A 22,355-nucleotide genomic window follows, 5' to 3' on the forward strand; every position below is an offset into this window, starting at 1 on the left:
GCGGGTTGGCCTCAGCGTTGCGGAGCGGGTCTGCGGGCGGACGCGTCGGCGGTGGGTAGATACCCCCGCCGGCGCGTCCCAGCCGTCCCGGGTGTCGGAACCATAACGTCCTGTTCTGGCGGGGCGTTTCCGGCGTGTCGGTCACCCGGTTGGTATAGCCTTCGTACATGAGTACGAACGAGGTGATGGCCCGCCTGGAGGCCGCCGTCAGTGCTTTGGGAGACGTTGACGTCTCCGCGTGGTCCGATGAGTCACTCAAGGAGCGGCTCGGTCAGCTCTCTGTCGCGCTGGTCGCACTCGATTCGACGCTCGCCCGGGTCGCTGACGGGGTGCGCGCCCGGGGCCTGCGCATCGAGGAGCCCGTTTCGTTCTGATGCCCGCCTGCCCGCCTGCCCGCCACACCGGTGCCGCTCGCCGGCGATGCCGGTGTGGCGGCGTGGACGTCGCACCCGATGATCAGGCCAAGGTTGCTTCGGCCGTCCGGTCGGTGGGACGTTCGCGCACCACGCCGGCCCGTCGCTGGGCCTCCCGCCGGGCGAAGTAGCCGAAGCCGAGCAGCGTCATCCCGGCGAAGATCCACCACTGTACGACGTACCCGTAGTTCTGCCAGCTGTTCGTGTAGCCGACCGGGACCGTCTGGAAGGTCGGGTCGGCGGCTGGGGTCTGCTGATCGAGCAGCACATATCCGCCGTAGATCGGGTACGGCAACTCCCCGGCCAGCTTGGGCAGGCTGACGCGGCGGGTCTCCAGTTTGCCGTCACGGCTTGTGACCGGGAGCGAACCGCCCTCACCGGCGCGGATTCGGCCGGTCACGGTGACCGTGCCGGCGGGGGCCGTGGGCACGGTCGGCTGGACGGTGGCGTCCCCGCCCGGTGTGGGCGGGATCCAGCCCCGGTTGACCAACACGGCCGTGCCGTCGGTCAGCAGCAGCGGGGTCAGTACCTCGAAGCCGACCGTGCGGTCCAGTGAGCGCCCCCGGACCAGGATCACGTTCGCGGCGTCGTACCGTCCGGTGACGTTGACCTTCGTCCAGGTTCGCTCGGTGGTGGGGGCAGGCCCGACGGTGCCCGCTTCCCCGGTCGGGGCGGCTACCGCCTCGGCCAGCGGCACCGGGTCCATTCGCTGGCCGGCATCGATCTGTTCGTTGATCGCGGTGCGATCGCGGTAACGGGCCAGTTGCCAGTCGGCGAGCAACACCATGATCACCGCCGCTACCAGGGTCAGCGCGAGCGCGCCCAGCCAGCGTGGCGTCAGCAGGAACCGGTACACGGCCATGAGGTTACCCGTAGGTGTGGCGGGTCGATCGGTGCGACCGTCGGTGGCCGTTGCCCGCTGCCCAGGCAGGGCACCCAGGTCAGCCGACGATCGCGTCCGAGGGGGGTGTGAAGTCGCGGGTCGGTTTGTCCTCCAGCGCGTCGCGCAGGGTGTTCGCGACCGCGTGGATGGGAATCTGCGACTGACCATCACCGACGGCGTTGAAGGGGTTGTCCGGGTCGGAGATGAAGCTGGCCGCGGCCAGTTCGGGAGTGAACCCGACGAACCAGGCCGACCGGGTGCTGTCGGTGGTACCGGTCTTGCCGGCCACCGGGCGGCCCACGGTGCCGCGGACGCTGTCCGCCGTTGACCAACCGCCGCAGCCGCCCCGGGCCGGTGAGTCGCCGGTGGGGCACCGGGCGGCGTCGGTGGCGGCCCGGGCGGCGTCGGCGCTGACCACCTGGCGACAGCGGGGCTTGGCGACCTCCCGTTCGATCCCGCCGGCGGTCCGGAAGATTGTTGGGGTGCCGTCCCGGTTGTAGATCGCCTGCACCGGGATCGCTTCGCAGTACCGGCCCTCGGCGGCGACGGCACCGTAGGCGTTCGCCATCTCCAGCGGGGTGGCGTCGGAGACCCCCAGGGTGAAGGCACCCCAGGTCTTCGCGTTCGCCGGCGCGGCGTGGTGTCGGTCCACATCGGTGCGCCAGCGCAGCCCCAGCTGCTCGGCGAGGCGTACCGCCCGGTCTGCCCCGACCTGCTCCTCAAGCCATACGAAGTACGTGTTGACCGATTTTCCGAAGCCGGACCACATGGTCTGCATACCGGACATGGCGCCGCTCGCGTTCGACGGGGCCCAGCCGTTGTAGACCTCCGACCGGTACCGGTACGGCGCGTTGAAGCTGGTGTTCAGGGTCATGCCCGAATCGAGGGCGGCGAGCAGCGGGAACATCTTGAAGGTCGATCCTGCCTGGTAGCCGGGGAGGTCACCGCCGCCGAGCAGGGGTGCGACCGTGTTCGGGTAGCTGGCCTTGACCTTCGGGCCGACCTCCGGGTTGGAGCTGAGCGGATTCCCGTCCAGGTTCAGGGAGTAGGTCCGGTTCACCGCCATGGCCTTGAGCCGCCCGGTACCGGGCTCCGTGACCACGATGCCGTTGGCGTACGGGCTGCCGGTTCTCCCCTTCGTGCCGACGTTCTTCTCCGCCGCCTCCTGAGTCTTCGGGTCCACGCTGAGCACGATCCGGTACCCGCCCCGACGCAGCTTGTCCATCCGTTCCAGGCGGTTCTCGCCGAATGCGGGCTGCGCACTCCACCAGTTCTTCACGTAGTCGCAGATGAATCCCCAGCTGTTCCACTCCTGCGGCACCGATGCGCAGTCGTTGGACGGGTAGCTCAGGGTCAGCTCGATCGGTTCGGACCTGGCGCTGGCGGTGGCGTCCGGTGAGAGGTATCCGAGGTCGGTCATCCGGTCGAGGATGTAGTTGCGGCGGGCGGTCGCCTCCTTCTGGTCGGAGCTGGCCGGGTCGAACCGGGATGGCGACTTGACCAGTCCGGCGAGGGTGGCGGCCTCGATCACGGAGAGGTCCTTTGGGGTCTTGGAGAAGTAGATCTCGCTGGCGGCGTAGATGCCGTAGGCGCGATGCCCGAAGTACGCCGAGTTGAGGTATCGCTCCAGGATCTGCTCCTTGGTCAGCTCCTTCTCCAGGTCCATGGCCAGCCGCATCTCCCGGATCTTGCGCAGGCTGGTCTGCTGGGTCGCCTCCTGTACCTCCTTCGGGGTCGTGGCGCTGTCCCGCAGGGCCATCCGGACGTACTGCATGGTGATGGTGGAGGCGCCCTGGGAGATGCCGTTGGAGCGGGCGTTGGCCACGAAGGCGCGGGCGATGCCCTTCGGGTCGACGCCGGTGTGCTGGTAGAAGCGGGCGTCCTCAGCGGCGATGATGGCCTGCTGGATGTTCGGCGACACGTCGGCGAGCTTTGTGTACTGCCGGTACTCCTCGTAGAACATCGTCAGGACGGTCTTGCCGTCCGGCGCGTAGAGGTACGAGGTCTCGGCTGGCAGGGCGGTTTTGAGGATCTTGGTTTTGTGTTCCATCGCGTGCGCCGTGACCTTGGCGCCGATGCCGGCTGCGGCGGCGATCGGGTAGGCCAGGGCGGCGATGACGATGCCGGCGATGAGTCCGGCGCGGAGAAGTGGGACGAGACGACCGGCGGCAGCAAGGGGACGGTTGCTCACAGGGCTAAGTTATGACATTTCCGATTCGTACTAGAGAAATATTCATTAATCCGTCGTTCGTGATGCGGCCCACGTCACGATGCGCTGTGCCACGCGCCCCCTTCCCGGCAGGATCGCGGTCATGCTTACGCAGTCGAGCGGGGGAGTGGCCGCGCTGCCGGACCACCTGCCTGCCCCGGTGGACAACCCACCGGACGTCCCGGCGGCACCGGAGCTCGACCTTGGCCACCACGGAGATGTCGAAGCCGCACCCGGTCTGGTCGACCTCGCGGTGAACGTGCGCCAGGCCTCGATGCCGGACTGGCTGGCCGACCCGATCACCGCTGCCCTCGGTGACCTGGCCCGGTATCCGGACTCGGCTGCGGCGCGGGCCGCCGTCGCCGCCCGGCACGGTCGAGAACCGGCGCAGGTGCTGCTCACCGCCGGGGCGGCCGAAGGATTCGTGCTGATCGCCCAGGCGCTGCGTGGGATCCGTCGCCCGGTGGTGGTGCACCCGCAGTTCACCGAGCCGGAGGCGGCCCTGCGCGCGGCCGGACACCGGGTCGAGCGGGTACTGCTCGACCCCGGCGACGGATTCCGGCTCGACCCCGCAAAGGTCCCGGTCGATGCCGACCTGGTCCTGATCGGCAACCCCACGAACCCGACCTCGGTGCTGCACCCGGCCGCCGACCTGGCCGCGCTCGCCCGGCCGGGCCGGGTGCTCGTGGTGGACGAGGCGTTCGCCGACACCACCCTCGCGCCCGGAGTAGCCGGCGAGCCGGAGTCGCTTGCTGTCCGGTCCGATCTGCCCGGCCTGCTGGTGGTGCGGAGCCTCACCAAGACGTGGGGGTTGGCCGGGCTGCGCGTCGGCTACCTGCTCGGTGCAGCGGAACTGCTGGAACGCCTGGCCGCCGTGCAGCCGTTGTGGCCGGTCTCCACCCCGGCCCTCGCTGCCGCGACAGCCTGCGCCGGCCCCGAAGCGGTGCGAGCTGAACGCCAGATCGCCGCCGACCTCGCCGCCGACCGCGACCACCTCCTTGCCCGGCTGGCGCCCCTACCGGGGGTACGCGTCGTCGGCCGGCCGGCGAGCGCCTTCGTCCTCATCCACCACCCGGGCGCCGACGCCGTACGCCGTGCCCTGCGGGAGCGAGGCTGGGCAGTGCGCCGCGGCGACACCTTCCCCGGGCTGGGCCCGGACTGGCTGCGGATCGCGGTCCGCGATCCGGCGACGACCGACGCGTTTACCACCGTGCTGGCCGAGATTCTGGAGGGATGATGCTGGAGACGACGAGGGCGGCGATCGGACCGCTCGACGAAGAGGCGATGGCTGCCGCCACGGACCTGCAGCGTCGGCTGACCAAACCCGCGGGCTCCCTCGGGGCGCTGGAAGATCTCTCCATTCGGCTCGCCGGCCTGGCCGGCACCTGCCCGCCGCCGCTGCCCGAGCCGGCCGCGGTGGCGATCTTCGCCGGAGACCACGGTGTGCACGCCCAGGGTGTGACGCCCTGGCCGCAGGAGGTCACCGGGCAGATGATCGGCAACTTCCTCGCCGGCGGGGCGGTGGTCAACGCGTTCGCCCGGCAGGCCGGCGCCGCGGTCACCGTCGTGGACATCGGGGTCGCCACGCCGCCAACGCCGGTTGCGGCCGTACCGTCCGGATCGGGCCCGGCCGGCGGCGCCGGACCCCGGCTGGTCGAGGCGAACGTCCGGCGCGGAACCCGGGATCTGGCCGTCACCGCCGCCCTCACCCGGGAGGAGGCCCGGGCCGCGGTGGAGACGGGCATCCGGGTCGCCGGCGAACTCATCGATGCCGGCGCCGCCATCCTGCTCACCGGGGATATGGGTATCGGCAACACCACGCCGGCCGCCGCGCTGATCGCGGTCTTCGCCGAGGCTGACCCCGCCGCGGTGACCGGCCGGGGCACCGGAGTGGATGATCCGACGCACCAGCGCAAGATCGAGGTGGTCCGGGCGGCGCTGCGCCGGCATCAGCCGGACCCGACGGACCCGTTGGGCGTGCTGGCCGCGGTCGGCGGCCTGGAACACGCCGCCCTGGCCGGGCTGATCCTGGGCGCTGCCGCCCGCCGGGTGCCGGTGCTGCTCGACGGCGTCATCGCCGACTCGGCCGCGCTGGCCGCCGCGGCCTTCGCCCCGGCTGCCACCGGCGCGATGGTGGCCGGCCACCGCTCGGTCGAGCCGGGAGCCACGGTGGCGCTGCGCCGGCTGGGGCTGACCCCCCTGGTCGACCTCGGGCTGCGCCTCGGCGAGGGCACCGGGGCGCTGCTGGCCCTGCCGGTGGTCACGGGTGCCGTCCGCGTGCTGCACGAGGTCGCCACCTTCGACTCGGCGGGGGTGGCGCAGAAATGAGCGCACCGACCGTCCGAACGGGCGGAACGGCGGCGTGAGCGGCAATCCGTACCCGCTCGGTCTGCGGCTGGCCGGCCGGCGGGTGGTCGTGGTCGGTGGCGGAGTCGTGGCCACCCGCCGGGTGCCGGCGTTGCTCGACGCGGGCGCGGACGTCCTCCTGGTCGCGCCGGAGCTGACCCCGGCGCTGCGCGCCCACGCCGACGCCGGGCGGCTGTGCTGGCAGCGGCGGCGGTTCACCGCGGACGACCTCGACGGCGCCTGGCTGGTGCAGGTCGCGGTGGATGACCCGAGCGCCGCCGCCGCGATCAGCGCGGTGGCCGACGAGCGGCGGATCTTCTGTGTTCGGGCCGATGATCGCGCCGCCGCCACCGCGTGGACGCCGGCGGTGACCCGGCAGGGGCCGGTGACGGTGGCGGTTCTCGGCGGCGGTGACCCCCGCCGGTCGATGGCCGTCCGGGACGCCATCCGGGATCTGCTCGCCGCCGGGCCGGGTCGGCTGGCCCCGCCGCCGGCCGGTGCCGGAGCCGGCGGTGCTCCGGGGTCGGTCCGCGTCGATCGCTGGCAGGCCTCGCCGCGCCCAACCCACCGCGGTGGACAGGTCGCCCTGGTCGGCGCGGGCCCGGGTGACCCGGAGCTGATCACTGTCAAGGGGCGGCGGCTACTCGCCGAGGCGGAGGTGGTGGTCGCCGACCGGCTCGTGCCCGGGCTGCTCCTGGACGAGCTGGGTCCCGAGGTCGAGCTGGTGGACGCCGCCAAGATTCCCTACGGCCCGGCCCGTGCCCAGGAGGAGATCAACCGGATCTTGGTGGACCGGGCCCGGGCCGGTAGGACCGTGGTCCGGCTCAAGGGGGGCGACCCGTACGTCTTCGGTCGTGGCGGCGAGGAGCTGTTGGCCTGCGCCGGTGCGGGCGTACCGGTGACGGTGGTACCCGGAGTGACCAGCGCCATCGCCGCCGCGGCCGGCGCCGGTGTCCCGGTGACCCACCGGGCGGTCGCGCACGAGTTCACCGTGGTCTCCGGGCACCTTCCGCCGGATTCGCCCGCCTCCATGGTGCGGTGGGAGCACCTTGCCGGGTTGCGTGGCACGTTGGTGATTCTGATGGGACTGAAGAATCTGGCGGCGATCTCCGCGACGTTGGTCGCCTACGGTCGCCCGGCCCAGACCCCGGCCGTGGTCGTACAGGAGGGCACGACCGACGCCCAACGGACGATCCGTTCAACGCTGGGCGTGGTGGCGGCCGACGTGGCTGCGGCGGGCCTCCGTCCCCCGGCGGTCGTGGTCGTCGGCGACGTGGTCGGCGCCCTGGGCTTCTGAGAGCGGCCGGACGCTCGTGGTGGCGGCCCCGCGCTCGTGGTGGCGGCCCCGCGCCTTTGGTGGCGGCCCCGCGCCTTTGGTGGCCGCCCGGTGCTCGTGGTGGCTGCCCGACGCGGGCCGCCACCACGAGCCGGGTCGGCCGACGCGGCTCGTGGTGGCTGTCGGGGCCGCAGCTCACTGCTTGAGCATGTTGTCCAACAGCAGGGCGCAGCGGATCACGCCGAGGTGGCTGTAGGCCTGTGGATGGTTGCCCAGCCCGCGCTCGGTCAGCGGGTCGTACTGCTCGGGTAGCAGCCCGGTCGGTCCGGCGGTGTCGATCATCTGGGTGAACAACTCCTCCGCGTCGCCCCGGCGGCCCGTACGCAGGTACGCCTCGATCAGCCACGAGGTGCAGATGTGGAATCCACCCTCCCGGCCGGGTAGGCCGTCCTCCCAGTGGTAGCGGTAGACCACCGGGCCGCTGCGCAGATCTGCCTCGATCTTGAGGACGGTGGAGACGAAGCGGGGGTCGTCCCCGGGGAGCAGGCCGGAGAGGCCGATCCAGAGCGAGGAGGCGTCACTGTCCTCGTGCCCGTACGCGACGCTGTACGCCTCGGCCTGCTCGTGCCAGCCGAACTCGAGCACGTTGGCGCCGATCCGGTCGCGTAGCTCCACCCACTCGGGCTGCTCCGCACCGCCGTGCTTGCGCACCACGTGCAGTGCCCGGTCGACGGTCAGCCAACACATCACCTTCGAGAAGATGTGGTGTCGGGGCGCCAGCCGCGCCTCCCAGATGCCGTGATCCGGCTCGTGCCAGCGGCGGCGGACCGCCTCCACCATGTTCTCCAGCACCCGCCACTCGTCGTCCCGGACGGAGCCGCGAGCGTCGGCCACCGCCGCGATCAGGTCGGCGATCGGACCGAAGACGTCGAGTTGGAGCTGGTGGTTGGCGAGGTTGCCGACCCGGACGGGCCGGGAGCCGGCGTAGCCGGGCAAGGTGTCGATGACCGCCTCGGCGCCCAACTCGTAACCGTCAACCGTGTAGAGCGGGTGTAGCCGTTCGGGGTGCCCACCGGTCCGGTCAACGACTCCGTCGATCCAGCGCAGCAGCGCCTCGGCCTCCTCGGTGGAGCCGAGGTCAACCAGAGCGCGGGCGGTCAGCGCCGCGTCGCGGAGCCAGCAGTAGCGGTAGTCCCAGTTGCGGACGCCGCCCAACTCCTCGGGAAGGGAGGTGGTCGCGGCGGCCAGGATCGAGCCGCTCGGCTGGTGGCACAGCCCGCGGAGGGTGAGCGCGCTGCGGGCGACCAGGTCCCGACCGGTGGTCGGCAACCGCAGCGTGGCCACCCAGTCCTTCCAGGGCTGCTCCGCCGCGGCCTGCCGTTCGTGAATCGGCTGCCGATGGTGTTCCAGGCTGTGGGTGCCGAAGCGCATCTCCAACACGACCGGCCCGCCCGCGGCGGAGAGGTCAACGGTGGCCGTCGCTGTCTCGTACACGCCGTCGCCGACCACCTCCCAGGTGACGCCGGGAGAGTAGAGCGCGACCGGGTGGTTGGAGCCGAGCACCAGCAGCCCGTCGTCGAGCGGTTGGAGCTGGACGGCGACCTGGCCGAACTCGGGCCGGGGGGCGAACTCCAGCTGCGCCCGGCCCCGCCCGGTGAGCACCCGGACCAGGGCCGAGTCGGCGCTGACGATCGCCGGCCCGTCCGGTGTGGTCTCGGTGTCCGGCGTGTCCAGCCAGTCGGTCACGGTCAGGCCGGACCACCGGGTCTCCACGGTCATCGTGTTGGAGCGATAGCGCTGGCCGAGCGGGATGCCACCGCGCTCCGGCACGACGCTGAAGTAGCCGGCGGGGCTGCCGCCGACCAGGTCGGCGAAGATCGCGGCGGAGTCGGGCTTGGGGTTGCACAGCCAGGTGACCTTGGCTTCCGGGGTGAGGAGCGCGACCGTACGGCCGTTGGCCAGCATCGAGTGCCGCTCGATCGGCACCGCCCGCTCGCCGAAGAGCCAGTTCCGTCGGGTCTCCAGCAGCAGGCCGAGGGCGCGGGCGGCCTCGATCGGCTCGGCTACCCGATGCTGCGCCCTGGTCTCGCCGGGCCCGATCTTGATGCCGACATCTGGCCCGTGCAGGTTGCCGAAGGCGTTCTCGTCGGTTACATCATCGCCGATGAACAGCACCGCGCTGGCGGAGAGCTGGGTACGAAGTTGGTCGACGGCGGTGCCTTTGTGGGTGGCGACCACCGACAGCTCGATGACCTCCTTTCCTTGGGTGACGGTGACGTCGTCCCAGGTCGCGGGGCCGTTGCGGACCGCCTCGACGGCTGCGGCGGCGATCTGTGGATCAACCCCGCGGGTGTGTACGGCGACGCTGGCCGGCTTGCGCTCCAGCCGAACTCCGGGGTGGGTGGCGACAATCTCGCGCAGCGCGTCCCGAAGCCGGGTGCGGACGGCGACCAGCTCGGGGGAGAGCCGTTCGACGAAGCCGATGTCGAACTCGGAACCGTGGCTGCCGACGAGGTGGACTTCGCTGGGCAGCCGGGACAGGGCGGCCAGATCCCGTAGCGCCCGCCCGGAGACGACCGCCACATTGGTCTGCGGCAGCGAGGCGAGCGCCCGGACCGCAGCCGCCGCCTCCGGCAGCGGCACGGCCTGGCTCGGGTCCTCGACGATCGGGGCGAGGGTGCCGTCGTAGTCACAGGCGATCAGCAGCTGGGGGACGCGGGCGATGCGACCGATCGCGGTGCGCAGTTCCTGCTCCAGACCGCCACCGACCGGGTTACCGAGTGTGGTGCCGGTGCTCACGAGGCATCCGGTCCCGGTACGCCGAGTTCGGTGAGGAAGGACTTCGCCCAGTGCCCCACGTCGTGGGTACGCAGATGACGTTGCATTGTCCGCATGCGGCGACGCGCCTCCGGCTTCTCCACGTGCACGGCCCGCAGCAGGGCCTCCTTGACCGCGTCCGGGTCGTGCGGGTTACACAGGAACGATTGGCGCAGCTCGGTGGCGGCGCCAGCGAATTCACTCAGCACCAGCGCGCCGCCTCGGTCGGCGCGCGCTGCTACGTACTCCTTGGCCACCAGATTCATTCCGTCTCGCAGCGGGGTCACCATCATCACGTCGGCGGCGACGTACATCGCGGCCAGTTCGGTGCGACTGTACGACTGGTGCAGATAATGCACTGCCGGTACCCCAACCCGACCAAATTCACCATTTATCCGACCAACCTCGCGCTCCACCTTGACGCGAAGTGCCTGGTAGTGCTCCACCCGTTCTCGACTCGGCGTCGCCACCTGCACCATAACCGCGTCCGGAACTGTCAACTTTCCGTCAGAGAGCAACTCGCGGAAGGCCTTGAGTCGTAACTCGATGCCCTTCGTGTAGTCGAGCCGGTCAACGCCCAGGATGATCGTGCGTGGGTTCCCCAGTTCCGCGCGGATCTCCTCCGCCCGCGCCCGGATCGTCGGATCCACCGCGAGGCGCTCCATCTCCTGCGTGTCGATGGAGATGGGGAACGCGCCCGCCTTCACCCGGCGGCCGTCGACCTGGATCATCTGCCCCTCGTAGCGCAGCCCGAGCAGGTGCCGGGCCAGCCGGACGAAGTTCTGCGCCGCGAGCCGCTGCTGGAAGCCCACCAGATCGGAGCCGAGTAGCCCGCGGAGGATCTCGGTGCGGAACGGCATCTGCATGAACAGCTCGATCGGCGGGAACGGGATGTGCAGGAAGAAGCCGATCCGTAGGTCGGGGCGGAGCTCGCGGAGCATCGCCGGTACCAGCTGGAGTTGGTAGTCCTGCACCCAGACCGTGGCACCCTCCGCCGCGACCTCCGATGCCGCCTCGGCGAAGCGGGCGTTCACCAGCCGGTAGGTCTCCCGCCAGCGGCGCTTGTAAACCGGGGTCTCGACCGCGTCGTGGTACAGCGGCCAGATCATGGCGTTGGACTGCCCCTCGTAGTAGCGCTCCAACTCCTCCGCGCTCAACGGCACCGGATGTAGCCGGATGCCCTCCAGGTCGAACGGCTCCGGTGCGGCCCCCTTGCCGCCGGCCCAGCCCACCCAGGTCCCGTGGTGCTCGGCGAGGACAGGATGCAGTGCGGTCACGAGCCCACCCGGGCTGCGTCGCCACTGCCGTCCCTCGGGTGTGCTCACCTCGTCAACGGGCAATCGATTGGCCACTACGACAAAGGAGCTGCGGACGGTCACGTTGGGCCACCTCCGGGTGCTGACGAATCCCCCGCGTCGAGCGTACTGAGCGTAGCCGCGGCGTCTGGTGTACCGTGCCGGACTTAACCCACCCGCTCGTCGGCGCACAACCCCAAACGTGATCTTGTCGACACTTTCTGGTGTTCTGCCGGGCGGTCAGGTCGGGTCGCCGGCCCGGCGGGGTGATGTGGGCGCAGCCGGGGTGACCTGTCAGGATTGACGGCGGGCCGGCGTGACCGGCCCGCCGACGGGCGACCTCGGCTCCGCATCCGCGGCGGCCCCGCCCGCGTGTAGACCACACCGTTGATCGATGGAGGGTAGCCCGCACCGTGGCCCAGTACATCTACGTCCTGGAAAAGGCGCGCAAGGCGCATGGCGACAAGGTCGTGCTCGACAACGTGACGCTGAGCTTCCTGCCGGGTGCCAAGATCGGTGTGGTCGGCCCGAACGGCGCCGGCAAGTCCAGCCTGCTGAAGATCATGGCGGGGCAGGACCGGCCGAGTAACGGCGAGGCCCGGCTGATGCCCGGCTACACCGTCGGCATGCTGGCGCAGGAGCCCCCGCTCAACGACGCGAAGACGGTCCTCGGCAACGTCGAGGAAGCGGTTGCGGAGACCAAGGCCAAGCTGGAGCGGTTCAACAAGATCGCCGAGCAGATGGCCACCGACTACTCCGACGAGTTGATGGCGGAGATGGGCCGTCTCCAGGAGGAGCTGGACCACGCCGACGCCTGGGACATCGACTCCAAGCTCGAACTGGCCATGGACGCGTTGCGCTGCCCGCCGCCGGACGCCGACGTGACCCAGCTTTCCGGTGGTGAGCGGCGCCGGGTCGCGCTCTGCAAGCTGCTGCTGGAGACGCCCGATCTGCTCCTGCTCGACGAGCCCACCAACCACCTCGACGCGGAGAGCGTGCAGTGGCTGGAGCAGCATCTGGCCAAGTACGCCGGCACCGTCATCGCGATCACGCACGACCGTTACTTCCTGGACAACGTGGCCGGCTGGATCCTGGAGTTGGACCGGGGACGGGCCGTCGGCTACGAGGGCAACTACTCCACCTACCTGGAGAAGAAGGCGGCCCGGCTGGCGGTCGAGGGCCGGCGGGACGCCAAGATGAAGAAGCGGCTCGCCGACGAGTTGGACTGGGTCCGCTCGAACGCCAAGGCGCGCCAGACCAAGTCCAAGGCCCGTCTCGACCGGTACGACGAGATGGCCGCCGAGGCGGACAAGACCCGCAAGCTGGACTTCGAGGAGATCCAGATCCCGCCAGGCCCGCGTCTGGGCAGCTCCGTGATCGAGGCGCAGAACCTCACCAAGGCCTTCGGCGACCGGGTGTTGATCGACGACCTGAGCTTCTCGCTGCCGCGCAACGGTATCGTCGGCATCATCGGCCCGAACGGCGTCGGGAAGACGACCCTCTTCAAGACCATCGTCGGGCTGGAGCAGCCGACCGCCGGCAGCGTGAAGGTCGGTGACACCGTATCCCTGTCGTATGTCGACCAGACCCGGGCGGGTCTGGCCGGAGACAAGACGGTCTGGGAGGTCGTCTCCGACGGCCTGGACCACCTGATGGTGGGCAAGGTCGAGATGCCGTCGCGGGCGTACATCGCTGCTTTCGGTTTCAAGGGGCCGGACCAGCAGAAGCCGACCAAGGTCCTCTCCGGGGGCGAGCGCAACCGGCTCAACCTGGCGTTGACGCTCAAGATCGGCGGAAACGTGATCCTGCTGGACGAGCCGACCAACGACCTGGACGTGGAGACCCTCTCCAGCCTGGAGAACGCGTTGCTGGACTTCCCCGGCTGCGCCGTGGTCATCTCCCACGACCGGATGTTCCTGGACCGGGTCGCGACGCACATCCTGGCCTGGGAGGGGGATGACCAGAACCCGGCGAAGTGGTTCTGGTTCGAGGGCAACTTCGAAGCGTACGAGAAGAACAAGGTCGAGCGTCTCGGTGCCGAGGCGGCCCGGCCGCACCGGGTTACCTACCGCAAGCTCACCCGCGACTGACTCATGGCGGACCGGTTCCTTTACCACTGCACGCTCCGCTGGTCCGACCTGGACGCGTACGGGCACATCAACAACTCACGCTTTCTTACCCTCTACGAGGAGGCGCGGGTGGCCCTGATGTTCGCCGGGGGGCGGGCCTGGGGCGTCGGCTCGTTCGCCGACGGTGTGGTGATTCGGCGGCACGAGGTGGACTACCTGCGGCCGGTCGACTACGCGCTTGGCCGAGCCACCGCGGAGTCGGCGCCGACGGTCCGGATTGAGCTCTGGGTGTCGGAGATTCGGGTTGCCTCCGTTACCGTCGACTACGAGATGTACGACGGTGAATTGCTGGTCAGTCGGGCCCGGTCGGTGCTGGTGCCGTTTGATCTGAGCCGGCAGCTGCCGCGTCGCCTCTCCGCCGAGGAGCGGGCCTTCCTACGTACCTACCTCATCCAGGAGGGGTCGGCGTGACCGGCCCGGGGACCGTGGGACGGGGCGGTCATCCGCCCACGGTGCCTGGCGGGATGGGGCATGGGTTGACCGGCGTCGCTGACGCGGGCACCTTTCTGACCCGGCTGGTCCGGCTGGATCGGGGGGCGTTGGTACGGTTGCGGCCCGCCGGCGGGCCGGAGGAGCGGACCGCCCTCTGGGCCCGGTTGCCATGGGGGGTGCTGGTGGTCCACACGGTGGCCGGCGGCGGCCCCGGTGACGCCACCGTCTCCGCCGGCGAGCTGTTGGCGGAGCTGGCTGCGGGCGGCTCGGCACGGCCCGTCCGGCGGGACGCGCAGTGGCGCTGGCCGTTGCCGCCGCCCACCAGCCGGCGGGTGGAGACGCTTCCCGCGGCCGAGCTGTGGCGGGTGGCCGAAGCCGCGGCGACGGCCCTTCGGGAGGCCGCCGGGCACGGAGTGGCGGGTAGGGCGCTCGGGGAGCGGGTGCTGCGCGATGCGCTCCTGGATCATGTGCCGGTGGTCGTCACTCCGGACGACGCTCCCCGCACGCCGGTCGAGGTGCCCCAGCGGTTGGTCCAGGGCTTGGTGCGGATGGGCTTTCTCGGTGCGCCGGAGGTGGCCGGTGGGGTGGTGCAGGTGCGGGCGGTTGGTCAATGGGTCGGCCTGGTTGGCCCGTACGGGGCAGTTTGGTTGCAGAGGGTGACAGATCTAACTGTTCAGCCTATCCTTGGTCAGCAGTCTGGATGATCCCCCATCGTCCTTCTGTCCCAGGGAGTTCATTAGGGGGGTGCTTCTTCCCGGCTGTCCGGGTACCGTCCATCCTCGGATCCAACGCAGCGTTAAGGGCTGGATCCGCTGGGGAGTGAGGTGGGTGAGCGATGCCGTGGTGGTCGTGGCGCCCCGGTCCCGCTGACGGCGGTGAGCCGGATAGCCGGGGCAGGGCCACAGTGGAGGACACGGTCCGGGTCAGTCCGCCGGCTCCCCGACAACCGGGCGACAGCTACCCCGGAGTCGATCTTTCTCCGGTCGTGGACGCATCCCCCACCGTCGCACCGGTCACGCTCAGCCGGATCAGTGCCGTGCTCGACCAGCTCGACGTCCGCTACCTGTCCGACGGCGACGGAAACCTGCTGGCGATGTGGGAGCGGCACGCGGTCCTGGTCGCGCTCGAGGGCCCGGACGACGAGATTCTGGTACTGCGCGTTCGGCCGCATGCGACCGTCCCGCCGGATTGGGAGGATCGGGCCTACCGGGTGGTCAACGAGTGGAACCACACCCGTCGCTTCTGTAAGGCGTACATCGGAGATCCGTCCGAACGCGGCCAGCTTCCGATCTATGCCGAGCTGCAGGTGCCGTTCGCCGCCGGCGTGCACGACGCGCTCCTGGTCGAAATGATCGACTGCGGGGCGGCGGTAGCCACCAACTTCGTCGACTGGCTGCACGACGAAGGTGCCCTGCTCTGACCCGCCCCGCCCCGCTCGGACCGCCTGGGTCTTCTGGTCACGCCGAGGTGGCCGGGTCCTCCAGCGCGTTCACCATGAAGTACGCGGCCCGCTCCAGGTAGTCCCAGAGCGCGGTGGTGAGCTCCGGTGGTAGGTCCAGTCGATCCACGGCCTGCCGCATGTGCCGTAGCCAGGCGTCCCGTTCCGCCGCCCCGATCCGGAACGGTGCGTGCCGCATCCGCAGTCGCGGGTGTCCCCGCTGGGCGGAGTAGGTGTTCGGCCCGCCCCAGTACTGCATCAGGAACAGGGTGAGCCGCTCCGCGGCGGGCCCCAGATCCTCCTCTGGATACATCGGCCGCAGCAGCGGGTCGTCGGCGACGCCCGCATAGAACTCGTCCACCAACTTGCGGAAGGTGGGCTCGCCGCCAACCGCAGTAAAGAAACTCGTTGCGGAGGCGGGGTTGCCGGAATCACCTGCGGGATGCACGGGTCCATCCTGCCAGGTTTCGGTGGCCGTCCGCCGCTGGCCGGACGTGGGACGGGTCACGTACCGGCCCGCCTCCGGCCCGGTGCGGACACCGTGTTGCGATGCCGTTCCTGGGCGCCCTGCTGGCCCTCGCCCGGGATGTCGATCGGCTGGTCCCCAGGGCGGTCCGATCCCGACCGGGGGGCGGGCGGTGCCGGCGCCGGATCACGTGCGTCAGCTCCCGAAGCCGCCTCGATCGCGGCGTCAACGCTCGCCCGACTCGGCCACGACAGCACCGCGACGGTCATCAGTAGCACCCCGGCGCTGCTCCAGAGCCCGACCACGAGCGGGATGGAGAACCGATCGGCGAGCACCCCGGTCACCAGAACCGCCAGCCCCTGGATCACCTGCATGCCGGAGGCCATGACACCGAAGGCGCGAGCCCGGAAGCCGTCCGGCAGCGCCCGGACGAACAAGCCGTTGGCCGTTGGCAGCAGCCCGGCGACGGCGAATCCGCACCCGGCGGCCAGCAGCGCCACCACCAGTGGTGACGGGTCGAGCAGGGTGGGAACCAGAAGCAGCGGAGCGAGCACTGCCAGCGGACGCATCAGGGCGATCCGGCGGGCCGGCGCGACCAGGCGGCCGACGATCAGGCCGCCAAGAATGTACCCGACCGGGACGGCGGCCATGATGATTGCCTGGGCGAGGCCTTTGTCCATGTCGTCGGCGTGCTGGCCGGCCCACGCCGCCGCGAGCCCTTCCGGGACGATGGAGAAGAGCATGGCGCTGAACACGAGGATCGCGATGGCGCGTAGCACGGGTTGGCCGAAGACCATCCGGAAGCCCTCGCCGGTCTCCCGCAGCAGGTGGCTGCGGTGCGCAGTCTGCATCTCCGTTGGTCGGGCGGCCACCCCGAGACGGACCAGCGTGGCGGACACGGCGTAGGTCGCCGACGTGACCAGCAGGGCGAGGACGGGGCTGGCCGCAGCGATCGCCGCGCCAGCCAGGTAGCCAACCACCTGCGCGGCCTGGCCGACGCTGGCGATGATCGACATTCCGACCACGAGGCGGTCACCGGCCAGGATCCGTGGCAGCAGCGCCGACCGGGCGGCCTGACTCGGCGGGTTGGCGAGGGTGGCGGCGAAGAGGAGCGCCAGGACCAGCGGAGTCGGCATCCCGGGCACCGCGATGACGAGCAGCAGCACCATCCGGATCAGGTCGCAGGTGACCATCACGGCTCGGTGGGGATGCCGTTCGGCGACGGCCGCGAGCAGTGGACCGCCGACCAGCCAGGGCAGGTAGCTGATGGCGAATGCCGCCGCGGAGAGGGCTACCGACTCGGTCTCCCGATAGACCAGGAGGGTCACCGCAGCCTTCGCGAGGTAGTCACCAACCCAGGAGAGGACTCCGGCCGTCAGAACAAATCGGTACTCGCGCTGGGCGAACACCTCCCTGAAGGTGGCCGGACGGGTTGGAGAAGGTCGGCCGTTGGGCACATCGCCTCCATAGTTCCCGGACCAGGCACTGCTGATTGGCCGAGTCGGGAAGCATCGTCCGAATTGCCGACCAGCGAGGAGAATTCCTCCGCTGCCGGGGAGCTGTATCGGATTCTGCCGGATTCACTGGCAACCAGCCAGGGCGAAATGGTTGATCGTCGGATCGCCGACTGAACGAAAGGGGGATAGCCGGAGGGGTGTGTGACCGAAAGTGCTGCTTCGGTCACGGCGTGCTGCTGGCGTCGCCCACCCGGGACGCCTGCCCCGGCAGACCCGGGAACCGCGCCGCGGCGATCTTATCGGTAAAGCCGGAGTTCTCCAGTGCGCCGGCCAGCCGGCGACGTAGTTCCCGGCCGACGGCGAACTGACCGTCCGCCGTCGTCTTCACCACGGTCCGGATTACCGCGCCCTCCATCGTCATCTGCTCGACACCCAGCACCTCAGGCGGTTCGATGACCTCCGGGGCCAGGTCCGGGTCCACCGCGACCGATGCGGCCGCCTCCCGGAGCACAGTTGTCGCCTCCTCGGTGCTGGCGAAGCCGATCGGCAGGTCCACCACGACCAGCGCCCAGCCCTGACTCTTGTTGCCGACCCGGATGATTTCTCCGTTGCGGATATACCAGAGGACTCCGCGTGCGTCGCGTACCGTCGTCACCCGCAGGCCGACCGACTCCACAAAGCCGGTCGCCTCACCGAAGTCGACCGTGTCCCCGACGCCGTACTGGTCCTCGATCAGCATGAACAATCCGGCGATCAGGTCCTTCACCAGACTCTGCGCACCGAAACCCAGGGCCACCCCGACGATGCCGGCGCTGGCGAGCAGCGGCGCCAGGTCGAAGCTGAATTCCTTGAGCACCATCAACAATGCGATGCCGAAGATAAATGCCGTGGAGAGGCTGCGCAGTACCGAGCCGATGGCCTCGGTGCGCTGCCGACGCCGTTCCGGTACGAACTCACCCGGCTGGGTGACCGAGGTCGGGATCCGCTCTCGCAACGGTCGCAGCATCGTGGGCATGCCCGCACTGCTGGTGCTGCGGACGAGTCGCCTGATGGCTCGGCTGATCAGCCATCGGGCTACCAGGGCCAGTACCAGAATCAGTGCGATCCGGAGTGGCTTGATCAAGATCCAGTAGCTGCCCTCGGCGAACCACACCGCGCCGGTCAGGTCGTGTAGGGCGGCGCAGAGCGGCTCCTGGAGACACTCTGCGCTGGGCTCGTCGGTGGCAAGGAAGCCGGCGGTCGCGGCCGAAACAATGGAGGCATCCACTCTGCCTTCGTACCGCAGTCGGCTTCGGTCGCCGCGCGCGGCCCGCCGGCGACCGGGAACCGCTGTCGGGTGGGCCGGGGCCAGGTCCTCCCCAGAAAGCCTCCGGCGGGGTACCCCGGATTAACGCGTGCAATCCCGAGCCTTATCAGGGACGATTGGCGCACGGACGGCGATGATCTGGTGCGACGTCTGACCGGTGGGTCGCTGCGCCCGCTTCCGTCCGGTGGTGCTGGCGAGGGGCGCTGAACCGGAGGGGTGAGCGCGATGCCTGACATACGACCCACAGTGGGCTCCGGCGCGCTGGTCCTCAACGCCACCTACGAGCCCCTGTGCGTCGTGTCGGTCCGACGTGCGGCCATCCTGGTGCTCACCGCCAAGGCTGTCTGCGTCGCCGATGGTGATGGTGTCCTGCACAGTGCCCGCAACTCGTTGCCGGTCCCCTCGGTCGTGCGGCTCACCCGCTTCGTCCGGGTGCCTTTTCGGGCTCACGTCGGGCTCTCCCGGCGGGCAATCTTCGCGCGGGACGGGTGGCGGTGCGCCTACTGCCGGGGCCCGGCGGAGACCATTGATCACGTCCTCCCGCGGAGCCGCGGTGGTCGGCACTCCTGGGAGAACGTGGTGGCGGCGTGCGGCCGGTGCAACCACACCAAGGGTGACAAGACGCCGGCCGAACTGGGCTGGCGGCTCCCCGCCACGCCAATGGCGCCGAAAGGCATCGCCTGGCGGGTACTCGGGCACCGACCTCCCGACCCGCGTTGGGTCGACTGGCTCGACCTGCGCGAGCCCGAAGCCGCCTGAGCCACGTGCGAGCCCGGAGCCGCCTGAGTCACGTGCGAAACCGGAGCCACCGGCGAGCTCGGAGCCGCCGGAGTGGCCTCGCCGGTGGCTCAGCCGCCCCGCGCCTCGACCAGGGAGGCGAAGACCACCACGTTGTCGGCGTAACCGGTCTGGCCCCCAACCCATCGACCGCCGCAGGTCACCAGCCGTAGGTTGGGTCGGTCGAAGTCCCCGAACACCTGGTCGGTCGGGAATCGTTCCTTGGCGAACCGCTCCACCGAGTTGACCTCGAAGACCGCGACCTGCCCATCGGTCCGGTCCACCTCGACCCGGTCGCCGGCGCGGAGGTTACGCAGCCCCTGGAAGACCGCCGGCCCGGTGTCGGTGTCCACGTGCCCGACGAGGACCGCCGGACCGTACTGCCCGGGCGTGGGACCCTGGTCGTACCAGCCCGCCTCCTGGGCGCGACCCGCGTCCGGCGCCGCGATGGTGCCGTCCGGTGCCAGCCCGACGCTGTGCACCGGGGCGGTGACGTCGATGGCATCGATCTCGACGGCGACCGGATCGCTCGCTGGTAGCACCGGGAACTTCTTCGGCGGTGGCCGCAGGCCGGCGGTGAACCGCTCCGGGAGGACGCTGATGCCGGTCACCTGTTCCACCCCGAGCATGGCGATGATCAGCATCATCAGGGCCCCGATGGCCAGTACGGGTATCCCGGGGCTGCGGGAGAACCCCAGCTGCCGCCGGGCCCGTACCCACCGCCGGCGCGGACGTGGGGGCAGTGGTTCGGTGGCCGGGTCGGTGGTGACGACGCTCGCCGCGGACGCCTGCCCGGCGGCTTGGCGTAGCCGGCGGGCGGGCCCGGCGGCCAGCCGAGCAGCGGCCGACACCGCCCGCCGGCTACCCGCGCGGACCCTTCCACGGTCCACCGCGCCGGCAGTATCCGCCGCCTGCTGTCGCCTGCGTCTGTCTGCTCGGGCCATGGTGGCGGTCGGGTCAGGCGCCGTTCCCGGTGCGACGGTTGCCGAAGAAGCCGAAGCCGATGGCCAGCGCCACCGCCACCACGCCCCCGGCCAGCAGGTAGGAGCCGGTGCGACCGACGGCGGTGCCGCCGCCACCGGTCGCCGGGCCCTTCGTCGGCTGGGACATGTTCAGCACCGTCAGTGTCGTGCTGGCGGTCTTGTTGTTCTCGCAGCGCAGGTCAACCCGGTAGTCGCCGGCCTCCTTGCTGCTCGGGATGGTGGCGTGGCCGGTGAGGAAGCCGTTGTCGGGTCGGAGGAAGACCTGGCCATCGAAGGCACCTGAGTGCACCGTCGCCTGACGGTTGTTGTCCCGGTCGCAGCTGGCCCGGAGGTCGACACGGGTGCCCGCCTGCGCCGGATTCGGCGTGACCTCGATGAAGGTGTGCTCGCCGGCACTGGCAGGTGCGCCCCCGAACAGGACGAACGCTGCTACCAGAGCCAGCATGGCGAGTACGCGATGACCCCGCATGATTCCCCCTCCCGGTGCCGACCACCGGACCCTCCCCGGGTACCGCGGCCTGCTTTCCCGCTGGTTTCCGGGCAAACCCTCGTGGGCGCTCGGCGGCCTTCCGGGCCAACCCGCGCGGGCACTCAGCGGCGGCGGCGGGAAGGGGCCGGTTCGCCGTCCGCGGAGCCAGCTGGTGTGACCGGACGCCAACCGAGTGGGGTGGAGAGCACCATCGTGCTGGACGGTTGGCCGTACGGAGCCAGGCGATCAATCACCGCCTCGAACTCCTCGATCGAGCCGGCGGTGACGGTCAGCATGCTGCACGCGTCGCCGGTGATCCGATGGATCTGCATGATCTCCGGCCAGCCCGTGATCTCCGGGCTGTTGAGGATGCAGCGGGCCCCATAGCAGGACATCCGGATCAGCGCGACCACCGTTCGCCCGGCTCGGGCTGGATCCACGTGTGCGTGGTAGCCGGTGATGACGCCGGATTCCTCCAGCCGACGTACTCGCTCGGCTACCGCCGGTGGGGAGAGGTGCACCCGTCGGGACAGCTCGCTGTACGACAGCCGGGCGTCGGCCTGCAGTTCACGCAGCAGGGCCCAGTCCATCTCGTCCACACTGGGAATCTTACGTTCTCCAACCAGATCTGGAGTATTGCCTTCGGTTTGGTAGGTGAACCGCTGCGACAGCCGTTGTCTCGGCATTCCACTGGTGCCGTCCGCCGCGACATCATGTCCGCTACCGCAGTACGGCCAGCTCGAGCGGAGGGAGCGGACTGGTGGAACGAACAGAGGTACGGGCGGCCACCCCGACGGAGGTACGGCCGGTAACTCCGCGGCAACGCGCCACGCGAGCGGCCCGCAACGGCGGTGAGCCGACCCTGGAGTTCACCGGGCAGATTCCGTACGACGCCTACGTGCAGGCCAGTACCCTGCACCGGCTGCAGACTCCGCTGAGTAGTGACCCGGGCGAGATGTCCTTCCTCGTGACCAGCCAGATTATGGAGCTGTACTTCAATCTGACCTGTCACGAACTGCGCGAGGCCCAACGGCTGCTGCGGGCGGACCAGATTCCGGACACCCAGGCGCCGTTGCGTCGGGCCGCCCTGCACCTGGAAGGGCTGAACGCCGCCTGGCGGAGCCTGCGCTGGATGACTCCCGCCGACTTCAACCGGTTCCGTAACCTCCTCGGCGAGGGCTCCGGTTTCCAGTCGGCGATGTATCGCCACGTCGAGCTCCTGCTCGGCCTGCGCGATCCGGCCCTGATCCGCCCGTTCCGTCGGCAGGTCGAGGTGCATGCCGACCTGACCGCCGCCCTGAACGCCCCCAGCCTCTGGGACGACGTGCTCGCGCTGCTCGCCCGGCACGGTCACGACCTTCCTCCGGAGCTCCTCGGTCGGGACGTCGCCGAGGAGCACCAGCCGCATCCGGCGGTGGAGGCGGCCTGGGTGCGAATCTACGCCGCCCGCCCCGACGACCAGTTCCGGCTGCTCGGCGAGGCACTGACCGAGGTGGCCGAGGGGTTCGGCGACTGGCGCTGGCACCACGTCAAGGCGGTGCAGCGGACGATGGGCGCCAAGGTCGGCAGCGGTGGCTCCGCCGGCCTGGCCTGGCTGCAGCGGAGCATGGCCCGGGTGGTCTTCCCGGAGCTGTGGTCAGCCCGGACCGAGATGTGAGC

20 protein-coding genes are annotated in these 22,355 nt (G+C 70.3%); 10 read left to right on the forward strand and 10 right to left on the reverse strand.

What is annotated here, in order from left to right; translation table 11 throughout:
* Window positions 1-167: 167 nt before the first annotated feature.
* Window positions 168-374 carry a hypothetical protein gene (locus SALPAC3_RS0119920; protein ID WP_018216694.1) on the forward strand — a complete coding sequence of 69 codons (207 nt, stop codon included), beginning with the start codon at window positions 168-170 and terminating at the stop codon, window positions 372-374.
* Window positions 375-456: 82 nt separating this feature from the next.
* On the opposite strand, the gene SALPAC3_RS0119925 is transcribed toward SALPAC3_RS0119920, so the two are convergent.
* Window positions 457-1,275 (reverse strand): SURF1 family cytochrome oxidase biogenesis protein, encoded by an 819-nt coding sequence (locus tag SALPAC3_RS0119925; RefSeq protein ID WP_018222945.1) that lies wholly within the window; start codon window positions 1,273-1,275, stop codon window positions 457-459.
* A 79-nt stretch (window positions 1,276-1,354) separates the two neighbouring features.
* Window positions 1,355-3,487 carry a transglycosylase domain-containing protein gene (locus SALPAC3_RS0119930; protein WP_018222946.1) on the reverse strand — a complete coding sequence of 711 codons (2,133 nt, stop codon included), beginning with the start codon at window positions 3,485-3,487 and terminating at the stop codon, window positions 1,355-1,357.
* Window positions 3,488-3,608: 121 nt separating this feature from the next.
* Here SALPAC3_RS0119930 and cobC point away from each other — a divergent pair, with 121 nt between their 5' ends.
* From cobC to cobA, 3 genes are read left to right on the forward strand one after another with little or no spacing between them, the layout of a single operon-like run.
* Window positions 3,609-4,742, forward strand: a complete 1,134-nt coding sequence (gene cobC / locus SALPAC3_RS0119935) for an Rv2231c family histidinol phosphate aminotransferase CobC (RefSeq protein WP_232430527.1) — start codon at window positions 3,609-3,611, stop codon at window positions 4,740-4,742.
* Complete coding sequence (gene cobT, locus SALPAC3_RS0119940) at window positions 4,742-5,833, forward strand: nicotinate-nucleotide--dimethylbenzimidazole phosphoribosyltransferase (RefSeq protein ID WP_018222948.1); 1,092 nt, start codon at window positions 4,742-4,744, stop codon at window positions 5,831-5,833. The genes cobC and cobT overlap by 1 nt, the downstream gene beginning before the upstream one ends.
* A gap of 34 nt (window positions 5,834-5,867) precedes the next feature.
* Entirely contained in the window at window positions 5,868-7,148 is a 1,281-nt protein-coding gene (cobA, locus tag SALPAC3_RS0119945; RefSeq protein WP_018222949.1) for a uroporphyrinogen-III C-methyltransferase, read from the forward strand.
* A gap of 174 nt (window positions 7,149-7,322) precedes the next feature.
* Here the strand turns inward: cobA and otsB are convergent, their stop codons facing one another.
* Window positions 7,323-9,926, reverse strand: a complete 2,604-nt coding sequence (gene otsB / locus SALPAC3_RS0119950) for a trehalose-phosphatase (protein WP_018222950.1) — start codon at window positions 9,924-9,926, stop codon at window positions 7,323-7,325.
* Entirely contained in the window at window positions 9,923-11,323 is a 1,401-nt protein-coding gene (locus tag SALPAC3_RS0119955) for an alpha,alpha-trehalose-phosphate synthase (UDP-forming) (protein ID WP_026185744.1), read from the reverse strand. The genes otsB and SALPAC3_RS0119955 overlap by 4 nt, the downstream gene beginning before the upstream one ends.
* A 329-nt stretch (window positions 11,324-11,652) precedes the next feature.
* Here SALPAC3_RS0119955 and ettA point away from each other — a divergent pair, with 329 nt between their 5' ends.
* The 4 genes from ettA to SALPAC3_RS0119975 all read left to right on the forward strand — a co-directional run bounded on the left by ettA (window position 11,653) and on the right by SALPAC3_RS0119975 (window position 15,220).
* Window positions 11,653-13,329, forward strand: a complete 1,677-nt coding sequence (ettA, locus tag SALPAC3_RS0119960) for an energy-dependent translational throttle protein EttA (RefSeq protein WP_018222952.1) — start codon at window positions 11,653-11,655, stop codon at window positions 13,327-13,329.
* Window positions 13,330-13,332: 3 nt separating this feature from the next.
* Window positions 13,333-13,779, forward strand: a complete 447-nt coding sequence (locus SALPAC3_RS0119965) for an acyl-CoA thioesterase (protein WP_018222953.1) — start codon at window positions 13,333-13,335, stop codon at window positions 13,777-13,779.
* Window positions 13,776-14,504, forward strand: coding sequence for a DUF8185 domain-containing protein (locus SALPAC3_RS0119970; RefSeq protein ID WP_026185745.1), 729 nt, complete (start codon window positions 13,776-13,778; stop codon window positions 14,502-14,504). Before SALPAC3_RS0119965 ends, SALPAC3_RS0119970 begins: the two co-directional genes overlap by 4 nt.
* A gap of 131 nt (window positions 14,505-14,635) precedes the next feature.
* A complete protein-coding gene (locus SALPAC3_RS0119975; protein ID WP_026185746.1) occupies window positions 14,636-15,220 on the forward strand; it encodes a type III secretion system chaperone family protein in 585 nt (194 codons plus the stop codon).
* A 37-nt stretch (window positions 15,221-15,257) separates the two neighbouring features.
* Here the strand turns inward: SALPAC3_RS0119975 and SALPAC3_RS0119980 are convergent, their stop codons facing one another.
* From SALPAC3_RS0119980 to SALPAC3_RS0119990, 3 genes are all read right to left on the reverse strand, one after another.
* On the reverse strand, window positions 15,258-15,746 hold the full coding sequence (locus SALPAC3_RS0119980; protein ID WP_018222956.1) for a globin: 489 nt from the start codon (window positions 15,744-15,746) through the stop codon (window positions 15,258-15,260).
* On the reverse strand, window positions 15,743-17,113 hold the full coding sequence (locus SALPAC3_RS0119985) for an MFS transporter (protein WP_018222957.1): 1,371 nt from the start codon (window positions 17,111-17,113) through the stop codon (window positions 15,743-15,745). The genes SALPAC3_RS0119980 and SALPAC3_RS0119985 overlap by 4 nt, the downstream gene beginning before the upstream one ends.
* A 271-nt stretch (window positions 17,114-17,384) precedes the next feature.
* The gene (locus SALPAC3_RS0119990) at window positions 17,385-18,428 is read right to left on the reverse strand and encodes a mechanosensitive ion channel family protein (protein ID WP_018222958.1); all 1,044 of its coding nucleotides are present in this window, start codon (window positions 18,426-18,428) and stop codon (window positions 17,385-17,387) included.
* 264 nt (window positions 18,429-18,692) lie between these two features.
* Between SALPAC3_RS0119990 and SALPAC3_RS0119995 the strand changes: the two genes are divergently transcribed.
* Window positions 18,693-19,226, forward strand: a complete 534-nt coding sequence (locus SALPAC3_RS0119995; RefSeq protein ID WP_026185748.1) for an HNH endonuclease — start codon at window positions 18,693-18,695, stop codon at window positions 19,224-19,226.
* 89 nt (window positions 19,227-19,315) lie between these two features.
* Here the strand turns inward: SALPAC3_RS0119995 and SALPAC3_RS0120000 are convergent, their stop codons facing one another.
* The 3 genes from SALPAC3_RS0120000 to SALPAC3_RS0120010 form a co-directional block, all read right to left on the reverse strand.
* Complete coding sequence (locus tag SALPAC3_RS0120000) at window positions 19,316-20,188, reverse strand: class F sortase (protein WP_026185749.1); 873 nt, start codon at window positions 20,186-20,188, stop codon at window positions 19,316-19,318.
* Between the two features lie 13 nt (window positions 20,189-20,201).
* The gene (locus SALPAC3_RS0120005) at window positions 20,202-20,672 is read right to left on the reverse strand and encodes a hypothetical protein (RefSeq protein ID WP_026185750.1); all 471 of its coding nucleotides are present in this window, start codon (window positions 20,670-20,672) and stop codon (window positions 20,202-20,204) included.
* 146 nt (window positions 20,673-20,818) lie between these two features.
* A complete protein-coding gene (locus SALPAC3_RS0120010; RefSeq protein ID WP_018222962.1) occupies window positions 20,819-21,295 on the reverse strand; it encodes an Lrp/AsnC family transcriptional regulator in 477 nt (158 codons plus the stop codon).
* Between the two features lie 161 nt (window positions 21,296-21,456).
* Between SALPAC3_RS0120010 and SALPAC3_RS0120015 the strand changes: the two genes are divergently transcribed.
* Window positions 21,457-22,353: a tryptophan 2,3-dioxygenase gene (locus SALPAC3_RS0120015; protein WP_018222963.1), complete on the forward strand. Its 897-nt coding sequence runs from the start codon at window positions 21,457-21,459 to the stop codon at window positions 22,351-22,353.
* Window positions 22,354-22,355 lie beyond the last annotated feature (2 nt).

Origin of the sequence: Salinispora pacifica DSM 45544 (genome assembly GCF_000378845.1) — a bacterium.
Classification (GTDB): Bacteria; Actinomycetota; Actinomycetes; order Mycobacteriales; family Micromonosporaceae; genus Micromonospora; species Micromonospora pacifica.